Annotated in this window: 18 protein-coding genes and 1 tRNA gene; 14 read left to right on the top strand and 5 right to left on the bottom strand. The window is 58.4% G+C overall.

Features of this window, described 5'->3' with window-relative positions; all coding sequences use genetic code 11:
- The first annotated feature begins 25 nt into the window (after window positions 1-25).
- The 3 genes from rbsK to ACM6I6_RS28110 are packed head-to-tail and all read left to right on the top strand — an operon-like array spanning window position 26 to window position 2,312.
- Window positions 26-943 carry a ribokinase gene (rbsK, locus tag ACM6I6_RS28120; RefSeq protein ID WP_414921060.1) on the top strand — a complete coding sequence of 306 codons (918 nt, stop codon included), beginning with the start codon at window positions 26-28 and terminating at the stop codon, window positions 941-943.
- Window positions 940-1,344 carry a D-ribose pyranase gene (gene rbsD, locus ACM6I6_RS28115; RefSeq protein WP_414921059.1) on the top strand — a complete coding sequence of 135 codons (405 nt, stop codon included), beginning with the start codon at window positions 940-942 and terminating at the stop codon, window positions 1,342-1,344. The genes rbsK and rbsD overlap by 4 nt, the downstream gene beginning before the upstream one ends.
- Complete coding sequence (locus tag ACM6I6_RS28110) at window positions 1,296-2,312, top strand: nucleoside hydrolase (RefSeq protein ID WP_414921058.1); 1,017 nt, start codon at window positions 1,296-1,298, stop codon at window positions 2,310-2,312. The genes rbsD and ACM6I6_RS28110 overlap by 49 nt, the downstream gene beginning before the upstream one ends.
- 18 nt (window positions 2,313-2,330) lie before the next feature.
- On the opposite strand, the gene ACM6I6_RS28105 is transcribed toward ACM6I6_RS28110, so the two are convergent.
- The gene (locus ACM6I6_RS28105) at window positions 2,331-2,540 is read right to left on the bottom strand and encodes a hypothetical protein (RefSeq protein WP_274076535.1); all 210 of its coding nucleotides are present in this window, start codon (window positions 2,538-2,540) and stop codon (window positions 2,331-2,333) included.
- A gap of 133 nt (window positions 2,541-2,673) precedes the next feature.
- Here ACM6I6_RS28105 and ACM6I6_RS28100 point away from each other — a divergent pair, with 133 nt between their 5' ends.
- Both ACM6I6_RS28100 and ACM6I6_RS28095 read left to right on the top strand, forming a co-directional pair.
- Window positions 2,674-2,979: a hypothetical protein gene (locus tag ACM6I6_RS28100; protein ID WP_274076534.1), complete on the top strand. Its 306-nt coding sequence runs from the start codon at window positions 2,674-2,676 to the stop codon at window positions 2,977-2,979.
- Between the two features lie 168 nt (window positions 2,980-3,147).
- Window positions 3,148-3,465 (top strand): I78 family peptidase inhibitor, encoded by a 318-nt coding sequence (locus tag ACM6I6_RS28095; protein WP_274076533.1) that lies wholly within the window; start codon window positions 3,148-3,150, stop codon window positions 3,463-3,465.
- Between the two features lie 71 nt (window positions 3,466-3,536).
- On the opposite strand, the gene ACM6I6_RS28090 is transcribed toward ACM6I6_RS28095, so the two are convergent.
- Together ACM6I6_RS28090 and ACM6I6_RS28085 are read right to left on the bottom strand one after the other, a co-directional pair.
- The gene (locus ACM6I6_RS28090; RefSeq protein WP_003179963.1) at window positions 3,537-3,749 is read right to left on the bottom strand and encodes a cold-shock protein; all 213 of its coding nucleotides are present in this window, start codon (window positions 3,747-3,749) and stop codon (window positions 3,537-3,539) included.
- Window positions 3,750-4,041: 292 nt separating this feature from the next.
- Window positions 4,042-4,344, bottom strand: coding sequence for a hypothetical protein (locus tag ACM6I6_RS28085; RefSeq protein ID WP_414921057.1), 303 nt, complete (start codon window positions 4,342-4,344; stop codon window positions 4,042-4,044).
- 373 nt (window positions 4,345-4,717) lie between these two features.
- On the opposite strand from ACM6I6_RS28085, the gene thrS reads away from it, so the two are divergent.
- The 9 genes from thrS to ACM6I6_RS28040 all read left to right on the top strand — a co-directional run bounded on the left by thrS (window position 4,718) and on the right by ACM6I6_RS28040 (window position 12,174).
- Complete coding sequence (thrS, locus tag ACM6I6_RS28080; protein ID WP_046815517.1) at window positions 4,718-6,640, top strand: threonine--tRNA ligase; 1,923 nt, start codon at window positions 4,718-4,720, stop codon at window positions 6,638-6,640.
- Window positions 6,640-7,191 (top strand): translation initiation factor IF-3, encoded by a 552-nt coding sequence (gene infC, locus ACM6I6_RS28075; protein ID WP_172435703.1) that lies wholly within the window; start codon window positions 6,640-6,642, stop codon window positions 7,189-7,191. Before thrS ends, infC begins: the two co-directional genes overlap by 1 nt.
- Before the next feature lie 60 nt (window positions 7,192-7,251).
- A complete protein-coding gene (gene rpmI / locus ACM6I6_RS28070; RefSeq protein WP_002553160.1) occupies window positions 7,252-7,446 on the top strand; it encodes a 50S ribosomal protein L35 in 195 nt (64 codons plus the stop codon).
- A 28-nt stretch (window positions 7,447-7,474) separates the two neighbouring features.
- A complete protein-coding gene (gene rplT / locus ACM6I6_RS28065) occupies window positions 7,475-7,831 on the top strand; it encodes a 50S ribosomal protein L20 (RefSeq protein ID WP_007905879.1) in 357 nt (118 codons plus the stop codon).
- 109 nt (window positions 7,832-7,940) lie between these two features.
- Window positions 7,941-8,957 (top strand): phenylalanine--tRNA ligase subunit alpha, encoded by a 1,017-nt coding sequence (gene pheS, locus ACM6I6_RS28060; protein WP_007905876.1) that lies wholly within the window; start codon window positions 7,941-7,943, stop codon window positions 8,955-8,957.
- A gap of 26 nt (window positions 8,958-8,983) precedes the next feature.
- Complete coding sequence (gene pheT, locus ACM6I6_RS28055) at window positions 8,984-11,365, top strand: phenylalanine--tRNA ligase subunit beta (protein ID WP_274076531.1); 2,382 nt, start codon at window positions 8,984-8,986, stop codon at window positions 11,363-11,365.
- A gap of 3 nt (window positions 11,366-11,368) precedes the next feature.
- Window positions 11,369-11,671 carry an integration host factor subunit alpha gene (ihfA, locus tag ACM6I6_RS28050; RefSeq protein WP_002553164.1) on the top strand — a complete coding sequence of 101 codons (303 nt, stop codon included), beginning with the start codon at window positions 11,369-11,371 and terminating at the stop codon, window positions 11,669-11,671.
- A complete protein-coding gene (locus ACM6I6_RS28045) occupies window positions 11,652-12,008 on the top strand; it encodes a MerR family transcriptional regulator (RefSeq protein WP_003179985.1) in 357 nt (118 codons plus the stop codon). Before ihfA ends, ACM6I6_RS28045 begins: the two co-directional genes overlap by 20 nt.
- Window positions 12,009-12,097: 89 nt before the next feature.
- Window positions 12,098-12,174: transfer RNA gene (locus ACM6I6_RS28040), tRNA-Pro, on the top strand.
- Between the two features lie 78 nt (window positions 12,175-12,252).
- Here ACM6I6_RS28040 and ACM6I6_RS28035 read toward each other — a convergent pair.
- Window positions 12,253-13,416 (bottom strand): tyrosine-type recombinase/integrase, encoded by a 1,164-nt coding sequence (locus ACM6I6_RS28035; protein ID WP_414921144.1) that lies wholly within the window; start codon window positions 13,414-13,416, stop codon window positions 12,253-12,255.
- The gene (locus ACM6I6_RS28030; RefSeq protein WP_323626311.1) at window positions 13,302-13,721 is read right to left on the bottom strand and encodes a hypothetical protein; all 420 of its coding nucleotides are present in this window, start codon (window positions 13,719-13,721) and stop codon (window positions 13,302-13,304) included. The genes ACM6I6_RS28035 and ACM6I6_RS28030 overlap by 115 nt, the downstream gene beginning before the upstream one ends.
- Window positions 13,722-13,943: the final 222 nt, after the last annotated feature.

The following is a 13,943-nucleotide window of genomic DNA, read 5'->3' as shown; positions in this document are numbered from 1 at the left end:
AACCGTCTTGATGAGTAGCAATGTAATGTCAGCAAAAGTAGTGGTAGTCGGCAGCTTGAACATGGACCTGGTGACCCGGGCGCCGCGCTTGCCCCGTGGTGGAGAAACACTGATCGGCCAGTCGTTTGCGACCGTCTGTGGCGGCAAGGGCGCGAACCAGGCTGTGGCGGCCGCGCGCCTCGGCGCGCAGGTGTCGATGGTGGGCTGCGTGGGCAGCGATGCCTATGGCCAGGTGTTGCGCCAGGCGTTGCTGGACGAGGGCATCGATTGTCGGGCTGTCAGCGCCGTGCAGGGCACCAGTGGCGTGGCGTTGATCGTGGTCGACGACAACAGCCAGAACGCCATCGTGATCGTCGCCGGGGCCAACGGCGCACTGACGCCGGCGGTGCTCGGCTGTTTCGATGCGGTGCTGCAGGAGGCGGACGTGATCATCTGCCAGCTGGAAATGCCGGACGCCACGGTCGGTCATGCGCTCAAGCGCGCCCGTGAACTGGGCAAGACCGTGATCCTCAACCCCGCGCCGGCCAGCCGACCGTTGCCGGCGGATTGGTATGCGTCCATCGACTACCTGATCCCCAACGAAAGTGAAGCGGCGGCGCTCAGCGGTTTGCCGGTGGACTCGCTGCAATCGGCGCAGACTGCGGCCACTCGCCTGATCGAGATGGGCGCCGGCAAGGTCATCATCACCCTCGGCGCCCAAGGCTCGCTGTTTGCCGATGGCAAAGGCTTTGAGCATTTCCCGGCGCCGAGCGTGAAGGCGCTCGATACCACGGCGGCCGGCGATACCTTCGTGGGTGGCTTTGCCGCAGCGTTGGTGGCCGGCCAGAGCGAAGCCCAGGCGATACGGTTCGGGCAGGTCGCCGCTGCGTTGTCGGTCACCCGGGCTGGCGCGCAACCCTCGATCCCCACCCTGGCCGACGTGCAGGCGTTTAAAACATCATGAAAAAGACTCCTTTGCTCAATGTCGCGCTGTCGCGGCTGATCGCCTCCCTGGGGCATGGCGACACTGTGGTGATCGGCGATGCGGGCCTGCCGGTACCGCCCGGTGTCGAGTTGATCGACCTGGCCCTGACCCAGGGCATTCCGGATTTCATCAGCACCCTGAAAGTCGTGCTCAGCGAAATGCAGGTCGAAAGCCATGTGCTGGCGCAGGAGATCCTCGACCGGCAGCCGCCGGCACTGGCGGTCCTGGACGCACTGGAAGTCGAGGGTGCGCTGGGGCGGCGCGAACTGCTCAGCCATGAACAGTTCAAGGTCCTCAGTCGACAGGCGCGAGCGATCGTGCGGACCGGCGAATGTCAGCCTTACTGCAACATCGTGCTGGTGGCCGGGGTGACGTTTTGATCCCGATCAGCGCAAACCAGGCGCCACAACCGATCGACCTGATCATCGATACCGATCCCGGTGCCGACGATGTGATTGCCTTGCTGTTTGCCCTGGCATCGCCGCAGGAATTGAACGTGCGCGCATTGACCACGGTCGCCGGCAACGTGCGCCTGGACAAAACCTCGCGCAATGCCCGGCTTGCCCTGGAGTGGGCCGGGTGCGAAGCGGTGCCGGTGTATGCCGGGGCGCCGAAACCGCTGAAACGCACGCCCATCTATGCCGAGCACGTCCACGGCGAAGAAGGTTTGCCGGGCGTCGCGGTCCATGGGCCCAAGCAAGGCCTGGCCGAGGGCAGCGCGATCGACTTCCTGATCGACACGCTGCTGGCCGCCAGGCCCCAGAGCATCACCATCGCCATGTTGGGGCCGCAGACCAACCTTGCCCTGGCGCTGATGCGCGAGCCTGGGATCGTTCGGGGCATCAAGGAAGTGGTGATCATGGGCGGTGCGCACTTCAACGGCGGTAACATTACGCCGGTGGCGGAATTCAACCTGTTCGCCGATCCGCACGCTGCCGAGGTGGTGCTCAAGAGTGGCGTAAATCTGGTCTATCTGCCGCTGGACGTGACCCACAAGATCCTCACCAATGACGCGCGCCTGGAGCGGATTGCGGCGTTGAACAACAAGGCCGGCAAGCTGGTGGGCGACATCCTGAATGAATGCATCGGCGGTGACATGGCGCGCTATGGCATTCCCGGTGGCCCGGTGCATGACGCCACGGTCATCGCCTACCTGCTCAAGCCGGCGCTGTTCAGTGGCCGCTCGGTCAATGTGGTGGTCGACAGCCGCGAAGGTCCGACGTTTGGCCAGACCATCGTCGACTGGTATGACAGCCTCAAGGCGCCGAACAACGCTTTTTGGGTTGAAGACGGTGACGCCCAGGGATTCTTCGATCTGTTGACCGAGCGCCTGGCGCGTCTGAAGTAGCGCTCGAACCCTGGGGGCTCACCCTCGCTGCGTTTGCCCGGCACCATGATTGTTCGAGTGTTTTTCGAAAATCTGGTCGATGAAAGACCGTGCCGCTTCGGTGCCCAGGTCCTTGACCAAGAGGTCAATGCCGATGATGGCCAGCTCTTCCGGGCTGCCGGGGCTGTAAGAAATATGGCCGTCCGGCCATTTGATCTTGATATCGGCGTCGATGCTCACGGTGGTCATGGTAGGGCTCGAGAGTCAGGGAGAATTGTGAGTGTCGAGTTAATCACTTTATGGCGCTTTTGGCACTGCGACTTAGGCATGAGCGCAGGGCTATGCGACACTTGGTCTTTGACAATTATTCAAGGACCGCGCTGTGCAGATCGATTTGAACACTCCCGGCGGCTTGACCCTTGAAACAGTGCGTCAGTTGTTGGCTGCAGCCAGCGACGATGAGCACACGCAATTGCGCGTGACCAAGGGCGGCATCGCCTATATTTCATCGGGGGTCGTGGGTGGCACCGATATCGACGGCTTGCTGTTTCGCCTGGAGACCTGGGCCAAGGGGTCAGGTTATGTCGGGCGGGTGGCGGCCAGTGATGAAGTCTGGGTCATGCAGATCTACAATGCGTTGAAGCAGAACTGGCCAAAACCGGCTTTTGACTACATCGACGTCTACTGAGAGCCGTTCATATCCCGTCACGATTGAAAGGTGAAGGGCAGGGCGCTGCTCAGGCAAACTTGTCGTTTGTCCGTGTTTAAGGACGGGATGCCTGGGCTCCCCCGTGAAACCAAACGCCGCATTGGCGGTCGCAAGAATTCAGCTAAATCATTGAAATAAGGAGGCGTCATGCCTTGGAAGCTCGCGTCATTGGGTACTGTGCTGGCTGCTGCCATGCTGGTCGGTTGCAGCACGGCCACCACCGAGCCGACTGACCCAGCCACTACCACGGAGTCAGGTCATAGCCGTTGCGAGGCCAAAGCGGCCGAATTCACCATCGGCAAGCAGGCGTCGCCTGAGCTGCTGGAGCAGGCACGCACCCGTGCCGGCGCTCAGAACGCACGGTTCCTGCAGCCTAACGACATGATCACGCTGGAATACCGCTCCGACCGCCTGAACCTCAACACCGATGCCAATCGGGTCGTCACCCGCGTCAACTGCGGCTGATCGATCAGGCTTATGTGTCGCCCATAAAAAACCCCGTCACATGGACGGGGTTTTTTTAGTGCGCCTGGAAATTACTCTGGGCGAACTTGAGCAGCTTGCATACCCTTTTGGCCTTTCTCAGCCACGAAGGAAACAGTCTGGCCTTCTTTCAGGCTTTTGAAACCGTCGCTTTCGATAGCTTTGAAGTGTACGAACAGGTCGTCACCGCCACCTTGAGGAGTGATGAAGCCGAAGCCTTTTTCATCGTTGAACCATTTAACGGTGCCGGTTTGGCGATTAGACATGGTGTATCTCCAAGAAACATATATTTTCAGTAGTACTGTGCTGCTCAGGCCAACTGGGCACACCCGAGTATCATAGTCGAAATGTTCGCTTTGGGAGCCCCCCACAGCGGTTGTTTGCCCTACAGTCGCACATTCTTTGTTCGCTTGTGGGGCTGAAAGCCCCGGTTTATAAGGCTTTCAGCCGAAAGTGAAGGCAATAAAAAAAGCTGTAAAACCTGAATAAATTGTAGGAAAGGGGCTGATTGGGCGGCTTTTTACCGGCAAATCATGGTTCGAAAGCACTGGAAAGGGGTCATTTCGCCTCTTTGCTGGTGGCCTTGCATTTAGCAATTTTGTCCAGGGCCTGTTTCTTCAGATCATCACTTGCGGTGTTGTTCATCAAAGCCTGAATATCGCTGGCCGGGTACGACTTGATAGCGTCGGCGCCACAGGCGCAGTGGGATTTCGCGGCCGGCGTGCCAATCTTCTCCGCGGCCGCAGGCACGCACTGCGCCATGTATTTCTGCCGCTCGCCCTTGGGCCAGTCCGCATGGGCGGCCAGGGGCAGCAGGAGAACGACAGGGGCGATGACTGCGAACAAACGATTCAGACGCATGCTGGGATGCTCCTTGTGGGTCAATGTCTTGTTATCTGAGGGGTAAAGCGCGGTTCAAGTTCAGCACTCTGGCATAAAACAACGGATTTGCCCCGCCAGAAAACCTCTTCACCGCCACGACCGTTCATCTGTGCTAGCATGCCTGGCTCGGGCGTTCGCAGGCGCCGGTCGACCTTCAGTCCCGGCCGCGGCAGATGCCCGAATAACCCTGATTTGAATCCCAGTCACTCTGGTTCGGTTTCCCGGTTGGCCGCAAGGCTCCTGCCGCTGTAAGGCAGGCGTTCGTCATTGAATGGCCTGGATCGGATCTTGTACTGGCTCATCCCAACCCACGTGACCTTTGGTAGGGGTCACCACTAGGAGAGGAGGCGCCATGCCAACTATTACTCTTCCCGACGGCAGTCAACGTTCATTCGATCACCCGGTTTCCGTAGCCGAGGTCGCCGCATCCATCGGTGCCGGCCTGGCCAAGGCCACCGTAGCGGGCAAGGTCGACGGCAAGCTGGTCGACGCCAGCGACACCATCAGCAGCGACGCCACGCTGCAAATCATCACGCCAAAGGATGAAGAGGGGCTGGAGATCATTCGCCACTCTTGCGCCCACCTGGTCGGTCACGCGGTGAAGCAACTGTACCCGACGGCCAAGATGGTCATCGGTCCGGTCATTGACGAAGGCTTCTATTACGACATCGCCTTCGAGCGTCCTTTCACCCCGGACGACCTGGCCGCCATCGAACAGCGCATGCAGCAGCTGATCGAAAAAGATTACGACGTGATCAAGAAAGTCACTCCGCGCGCCGAAGTGATCGAAGTGTTCAAGGCCCGTGGCGAAGACTACAAGCTGCGCCTGGTCGAGGACATGCCGAACGAGCAGGCCATGGGCCTGTACTATCACGAAGAATACGTCGACATGTGCCGCGGTCCGCACGTGCCGAACACCCGCTTCCTGAAATCCTTCAAGCTGACCAAGTTGTCCGGCGCCTACTGGCGTGGCGATGCCAAGAACGAGCAATTGCAGCGCGTCTACGGCACCGCATGGGCTGACAAGAAGCAGCTGGCGGCCTACATCCAGCGCATCGAAGAAGCCGAGAAGCGCGACCACCGCAAGATCGGCAAGCGCCTGGGCCTGTTCCACACCCAGGAAGAGTCGCCGGGCATGGTGTTCTGGCACCCGAACGGCTGGACCCTGTACCAGGTGCTCGAGCAGTACATGCGCAAGGTGCAACGCGACAACGGTTACCTGGAGATCAAGACTCCACAGGTCGTTGACCGCAGCCTGTGGGAAAAATCCGGGCACTGGGCCAATTACGCCGACAACATGTTCACCACCCAGTCGGAAAACCGCGACTACGCGATCAAGCCAATGAACTGCCCTTGCCACGTGCAGGTGTTCAACCAGGGCCTGAAAAGCTACCGCGAGTTGCCGATGCGCCTGGCCGAATTCGGTGCCTGCCACCGTAACGAGCCATCGGGTGCGCTGCACGGCATCATGCGCGTACGTGCGTTCACTCAGGACGACGCCCACATCTTCTGCACCGAAGAGCAGATGCAGGCCGAATCCGCGGCATTCATCAAGCTGACCATGGACGTCTACGCCGATTTCGGCTTTAAAGACGTCGAGATGAAGCTGTCCACTCGTCCGGAAAAACGCGTCGGTTCCGACGAGTTGTGGGATCGCGCTGAAGCTGCGCTGGCTGCAGCCCTTGATAGTGCTGGCTTGCCGTACGATCTGCAGCCGGGTGAAGGTGCGTTCTACGGTCCGAAGATCGAGTTCTCGCTAAAAGATTGCCTTGGCCGTGTCTGGCAATGTGGTACCCTGCAGCTCGATTTTAACCTGCCTGTCCGTCTGGGTGCCGAATTCGTCTCCGAAGACAACAGCCGCAAGCATCCGGTGATGTTGCATCGGGCGATCCTGGGCTCCTTCGAACGTTTCGTCGGAATCCTGATCGAGCACTACGAGGGTGCATTCCCTGCGTGGCTGGCTCCGACCCAGGCAGTGATCATGAATATCACTGACAAGCAGGCAGATTTTGCCGCCGAAGTGGAAAAAACTCTCAACGAAAGCGGGTTTCGTGCCAAGTCTGACTTGAGAAATGAAAAAATCGGCTTTAAAATCCGAGAGCATACTTTGCTCAAGGTTCCTTATCTCTTGGTTATCGGAGATCGGGAAGTCGAGATGCAGACTGTCGCTGTGCGTACTCGTGAAGGTGCTGACCTGGGCTCGATGCCCGTCGCCCAGTTCGCTGAGTTCCTCGCGCAAGCGGTTTCCCGGCGTGGTCGCCAAGATTCGGAGTAATTATTATTAAGCGTGAAATGAGACAAGATAAACGAACTGCACCGAAAGCCCCGATCAACGAGAATATCTCGGCACGCGAGGTTCGGTTAATTGGGGCTGAAGGTGAACAGCTCGGGATTGTGTCAATTGAAGACGCGCTTCTTAAGGCTGAAGAGGCCAAACTGGATCTGGTGGAGATTTCCGCCGATGCAGTACCACCTGTTTGCAAACTGATGGACTACGGCAAATCGATCTTCGAGAAGAAGAAGCAGATTGCTGCGGCCAAGAAAAACCAGAAGCAGATCCAGGTTAAAGAAATCAAGTTTCGTCCAGGGACGGAGGAAGGGGATTACCAGGTAAAACTGCGCAACCTGGTACGTTTCCTGAGTGACGGGGACAGGGCCAAGGTATCCTTGCGATTCCGCGGCCGTGAGATGGCCCACCAGGAGCTGGGGATGGAACTCCTCAAGCGAGTTGAAGGTGACTTGCTCGAGTACGGTTCGGTCGAACAGCATCCTAAGATGGAAGGACGCCAGCTGATCATGGTCATCGCCCCGAAAAAGAAGAAGTAATCAACAGGGCACGGCAGGCCTTCTGATTATGTTTATCAACTGAATGCGGAGTATCCGAACATGCCAAAAATGAAGACCAAAAGTGGTGCTGCTAAGCGGTTTCTGAAAACTGCTAACGGTATCAAGCACAAGCACGCTTTCAAGAGCCACATCCTGACCAAAATGTCGACCAAGCGTAAGCGTCAACTGCGCGGTAGCAGCTTGCTGCATCCGTCTGACGTGGCAAAAGTCGAGCGCATGCTGCGCCTTCGTTAATTTTAGTCAAGAATAGAGGAAGTAACTCATGGCTCGTGTAAAGCGTGGCGTCATTGCCCGTAAGCGTCACAAAAAAATTCTGAAACTTGCTAAAGGCTACTACGGCGCACGCTCCCGCGTATTCCGTGTTGCCAAGCAAGCGGTAATCAAGGCAGGCCAATACGCCTACCGTGACCGTCGTCAGAAAAAACGTCAGTTCCGCGCTCTGTGGATCGCTCGTATCAACGCTGGTGCTCGTATCAACGGTCTGTCCTACAGCCGTTTCATCGCCGGCCTGAAAAAAGCGTCCATCGAGATCGACCGTAAGGTTCTGGCTGATCTGGCAGTGAACGAAAAAGCGGCGTTTGCTGCGATTGTCGAGAAAGCTAAAGCCACCTTGGCTTAAGTACCCCCGACAGTCACCCGGCCTCACCTCCGTGGGGCCAGGTGTTAAACGTCATAAATAGGGGAAGAGCCTTCAAGCTCTTCCCCTATTTTGTATCTGGAGTCTGTACATGGAAAACCTGGATGCGCTCGTCTCTCAAGCACTAGAGGCTGTGCAAAGCGCTGAAGATATCAATGCCCTGGAGCAAATCCGGGTTCACTACCTTGGCAAGAAGGGCGAGTTGACTCAGGTGATGAAGACCCTGGGGAATTTGCCGGCAGAAGAGCGTCCGCAAGTCGGCGCCCTGATCAACGTTGCCAAGGAGCGTGTCACAGAGGTTCTCAATGCCCGCAAGGCACTGTTTGAAGAGGCCGACCTGGCCGCCAAACTGTCTGCCGAGTCCATTGACGTGACCCTGCCTGGCCGCGGCCAGACCTCGGGTGGCCTGCATCCGGTTACGCGCACTCTGGAACGTATCGAACAGTTCTTCACCCATATCGGCTACGGCATTGCCGAAGGCCCTGAGGTCGAAGACGACTACCACAACTTCGAAGCACTCAACATCCCAGGCCATCACCCGGCCCGGTCGATGCATGACACCTTCTATTTCAACGCCAACATGTTGCTGCGCACCCATACCTCGCCGGTACAGGTCCGCACCATGGAGTCGAAACAGCCGCCGATCCGCATCGTCTGCCCAGGCCGTGTGTACCGTAGCGACTCGGATATCACCCACTCGCCGATGTTCCACCAGGTCGAAGGCCTGCTGGTCGATCGCGACATCAATTTCGCCGATCTCAAAGGCACCATCGAAGAATTCCTGCGGGTGTTCTTCGAAAAAGAACTGGCCGTGCGTTTCCGTCCTTCCTACTTCCCGTTCACCGAGCCATCGGCAGAAGTCGACATGGAATGCGTGATGTGCAGCGGTAAAGGCTGCCGCGTCTGCAAGCAGACCGGCTGGCTGGAAGTGATGGGCTGCGGCATGGTTCACCCGAACGTGCTGCGCATGTCCGGGATCGACCCGGAAGAGTTTTCGGGCTTCGCCTTCGGCATGGGCGTCGAGCGCCTGGCCATGCTGCGTTATGGCGTGAACGACTTGCGTCTGTTCTTCGACAACGACTTGCGGTTCCTCGCGCAATTTCGCTAGTCGTAACGAATTCTTAGGAGAGCAGGATGAAATTCAGTGAACAATGGCTGCGTGGCTGGGTAAGCCCGCAGGTAAGTCGCGACGAGCTGGTTGCCCGTCTGTCGATGGCCGGTCTTGAGGTCGATAGCGTTACGCAGGCCGCCGGTGAATTCAGTGGCGTCATCGTGGGCGAGGTGCTGAGCACCGAACAGCACCCGGACGCCGACAAGTTGCGCGTGTGCCAGGTCAGCAACGGCTCGGAAACTTTCCAGGTGGTGTGCGGCGCGCCAAACGTGCGCCCGGGCCTGAAGATCCCGTTCGCCACCATCGGTGCCGAATTGCCGGGCGACTTCAAGATCAAGAAAGCCAAGCTGCGGGGCGTCGAGTCCAACGGCATGCTGTGCTCGCAAGCCGAGCTGCAAGTGGGCGAAGGCAACGACGGCCTGATGGAATTGCCGGCCGATGCGCCGGTTGGTCAGGACATTCGTGAATACCTGAAACTGGACGATGCCAGCATCGAGGTCGACCTGACCCCGAACCGTGGCGACTGCCTGTCCCTGGCCGGTCTGGCCCGCGAAGTCGGTGCGCTGTATGCCGCTGAAGTCACCCGTCCGGTGGTACCTGCCGTGCCTGCGGTGCACGACGAAGTGCGTTCGATCGAAGTCCTGGCGCCGGCTGCCTGCCCGCGTTACCTGGGCCGAGTGATCCGCAATGTCGACCTGACCAAGCCAACGCCGCTGTGGATGGTTGAACGCCTGCGTCGTGGCGACGTGCGCAGCATCGACGCTGCCGTCGACATCACCAACTATGTGATGCTGGAGCTGGGTCAACCGCTGCACGCCTTCGATCTTGCCGAAATCAATGGCGGCATCCGCGTGCGCATGGCGGAAGAAGGCGAGAAGCTGGTACTGCTCGACGGTCAGGAAGTCAGCCTGCGTAGCGATACGCTGGTGATCGCCGACCACACCCGCGCCCTGGCCATCGCCGGCGTCATGGGTGGCGAGCACAGCGGTGTGAACACCGCGACCACCCGCGACATCTTCCTCGAAAGCGCGTTCTTCGATCAGATCGCCGTCGCTGGCAAGGCCCGTTCCTATGGCCTGCACACCGATGCCTCGCACCGCTACGAGCGTGGCGTGGACTGGCAACTGGCCCGTGAAGCCATGGAGCGCGCCACCGGCCTGCTGCTGGAAATCACCGGTGGCGAAGCCGGCCCGATCATCGAGACCGTCAGCGAACAACACCTGCCGAAGATTGCCCCGGTCACCCTGCGTGCCCAGCGCATCACCCAGATGCTGGGCATGGAAATGGATTCGGCCGAAGTCGAGCGCCTGCTCAACGGCTTGGGCCTGACCGTTTCTGCCGACGGGGCAGGGCAGTGGCGCGTAGAAGTGCCAAGCCATCGCTTCGACATCAGCCTGGAAGTCGACCTGATCGAAGAGCTGGCCCGCCTATACGGCTACAACCGCCTGCCGGTTCGTTACCCGCAAGCGCGCCTGGCGCCGCAAGCCAAGGCTGAAGCCCGTAGCGACCTGCCTGAACTGCGTCGCCTGTTGGTCGCCCGTGGTTACCAGGAAGCGATCACCTACAGCTTCATCGATCCGAAACAGTTCGAACTGTTCAATCCAGGTGTCGAGCCGTTGCTGCTGGCCAACCCGATCTCGAACGACATGGCCGCCATGCGCTCGTCCCTGTGGCCAGGCCTGGTCAAGGCGCTTCAGCACAACCTGAACCGTCAGCAGGATCGCGTTCGCCTGTTCGAAAGCGGCCTGCGTTTCGTCGGCCAGTTGGAAGGCCTGAAGCAAGAGCCGATGCTGGCCGGTGTCGTCTGCGGCAGCCGCCTGCCGGAAGGCTGGGCACAGGGTCGCGATACGGTCGACTTCTTCGACGTCAAGGCTGACGTGGAAGCGGTGCTGGGCTTTGCCGGTGCGCTGGATGCCTTCACTTTCGTGCCGGGCAAACACCCTGCGTTGCACCCGGGTCAAACCGCGCGCATCGAGCGAGAAGGTCGTCTGGTCGGTTTCGTCGGCGCCATCCACCCGGAACTGTCGAAAACCCTGGGTCTGGACCGTCCAGTCTTCGTTTTCGAGCTGGTCCTGGCGGAAGTGGCCTCGGGTAAAATGCCTAAATTCCACGAGTTGTCGCGCTTTCCTGAAGTGCGTCGTGACCTTGCATTGATTGCTCACAAAGATGTTGCGGCCGCGGCAGTACTGGACGTAATCCGTGAAAATGCAGGCGAATGGCTGACAGACCTCAGGCTATTTGACGTGTATCAGGGTAAAGGCATTGATCCTGATAGAAAAAGCCTTGCAGTTGGCTTGACCTGGCAGCATCCATCGCGCACTCTTAATGACGATGAGGTGAATTCCACGACGCAAAATATCCTCACCTCGCTCGAACAAAGGTTGGACGCCACGTTAAGGAAGTGACGTATGGGGGCTTTGACGAAAGCTGAGATGGCGGAACGTCTGTATGAAGAGCTGGGCCTGAACAAGCGGGAAGCCAAGGAATTGGTCGAACTGTTTTTCGAGGAAATCAGGCACGCTCTCGAAGACAACGAGCAGGTCAAATTGTCCGGTTTCGGCAATTTCGACCTTCGGGACAAACGCCAGCGGCCTGGCCGCAACCCGAAAACGGGGGAAGAAATCCCGATCACGGCTCGCCGTGTGGTCACCTTTCGTCCAGGGCAGAAGTTGAAGGCCCGAGTTGAGGCTTATGCTGGAACCAAGTCATAACGACGAGCTTCCCGTCATCCCAGGCAAACGCTACTTCACCATTGGTGAAGTCAGCGAGCTGTGTGCGGTAAAACCACACGTGCTGCGCTACTGGGAGCAGGAGTTTCCTCAACTCAACCCCGTCAAACGCCGCGGAAACCGCCGGTATTATCAGCGCCAGGACGTGCTGATGATCCGGCAGATCCGCGCGCTGCTGTACGATCAGGGTTTCACCATTGGCGGCGCACGCCTGCGCCTGTCCGGCGATGAAGCCAAAGACGACACCACCCAGTACAAACAGATGATCCGGCAGATGATTGCCGAGCTCGAAGATGTCCTGGTTGTCCTCAAGAAATAAATTTCTGCTTTTAAATACTTCCAGTTTTCAAAAGCTTGCGATATATTCTTGAGCGTTCCTCGAGGTGAGGAACACGATACACGCCTAGTCGGGGCGTAGCGCAGTCCGGTAGCGCACTAGCATGGGGTGCTAGGGGTCGAGTGTTCGAATCACTCCGTCCCGACCATATAATTCAATGACTTAGCCCAACTTTCGCGAGTTGGGCTTTTTCATGTGCGTGACTTTTGCGTGACTTCTCGATTTTTCACGCCTGTTTCCTCTTCAAGATTGTCAGCACCGGTCCACGCGAATCGGTTGCTGATACCATGTTTGCAGCTTCAATCAGATGCCCGAGCTCAGCGCCCGAATAGTGACTGGTGATGCTGCCGTTCTTGTGGCCCAGAAGTGCCTTTCGGTCTTCCTCGGTGACGCCAGCTGCGCGTAGCCGTCGGCCAAATGTGTGTTTGAGGTCGTGGATCCTTATGGATGCATAACCTGGGTGAGCGGGGCGAAGGTTTTCCTCCTGCCAGAGTTTCGCCGCTCTCACCCGCGCCTTCTTCCAAGCCGAGTCGTTCATCCGGTGCATCGCGGTACCGTTGTAGGGAAAAACCCATTCCTTGCTCAGACCGCGCTGCTGCTCGATGATCGACTTGGCCACGTTGTTGAGCACGACCAGGCGCTCATCACCGTTTTTAACGCCGGACCGTTCGTGTCTGCCACCAAAATCAGCAGGGATCAGAAATACACTCGTGCCGAGTTCCGGTACCGAGATTTCCCAATCCCATCGCAGCTTGCAGACCTCCTGCTCCCGGGTGCCGGTGTTCACCTTGAACAGCGCCATCGTTTGCAGGTGAGCCGGCAATTCCGCAAATAGAATCGACTGCTCTTGCCAGGACATCGGATAGGGCTTGCGGCTCGACTTCTTCTCTTCCAATTTCGTGAGCATTGGCACGCTATCCAGCCACGGCCTGCGCTCATCGTCTCGCCACTTCCTGGCACACAACGATAAAACCCGAACCACACGCTCGATCGAGATATTCACCGTTCTGTTGCTTACACCCTTCTTTACCTTGCCGTCCTCGAGCTTCTTGGTCGCCAACCTGTCCTTGATGAAGGGCACCAGGGCTTCGTCATCAATGTGGGTGAGCGGTATATCGCCAATGAACGGGTCCAGCTGAGAAAGGTGGTGTGCCGATAACTTGATTGAAGGCTGGTCCTTAAATTCCAGCAGGAAGCGAGTCGCCGCCTCCCGCCAGATCCTGACCTTCTTTACGCCATACACCTTCTGCTGGCGGATCTGCTCCAGCCTGAAGATCAGGTAGCGTTCCGCTTCTTCCCGGTCACCAGTTCCAGTGCTTTCGTAAAGTCGTTCTCCGTTGATTTTCTTGTCGATATGCCAGATGCCTTTCCTCTCGGAGAGGCCTGTGATCGATTTTCGCGCCATGATTTATCTCCTTTCAGGCGCTCGCTGCGGGGCAATTGTTGCTCCGGGGCGCGTTTTTTATCAATTGCTTTGGCCTCGACATACGCCGTTGCCCAGTCATCCAGCTCCTGGCGGTCGAAGCCAACACCGCGCTCACCGATGGGGAACTCGCTGACATATGGGCGTACGGTTTTGTCGAATTCGGCGCGGCACATGCCTAGGTAAATTGGTGCGGCGCCGGCACGGATGAAACGAGGGAGGATGCTTTCGCGCCGGGGCCGAGAGGGCGCCTGCGCCAGTTCTGCGGACATAAGTGCTCCATGCCGCCCGCGGCGGCAGAAGGTGGTTAATGTGTGATTTACACGCGAAGAAGCCGCCCGACAAATGGCAGCTATGGGACGGTTGACGCGGTTTGTTCGTCGTACTAAATATTTTCTACCGTGCTGTATCCATAGAAACTCGGACAAGACCGGAGGCCACTAAGATGATGCGTAGAGGTTCCACGTATTGGCTTTGGGCGGACTGCGAGCTGC

Origin of the sequence: Pseudomonas sp. IT-P218, assembly GCF_949767605.1 — a bacterium.
In the GTDB taxonomy this organism is placed as follows: Bacteria; Pseudomonadota; Gammaproteobacteria; order Pseudomonadales; family Pseudomonadaceae; genus Aquipseudomonas; species Aquipseudomonas putida_AE.
This window is presented reverse-complemented; position numbering and strand designations above follow the sequence as displayed.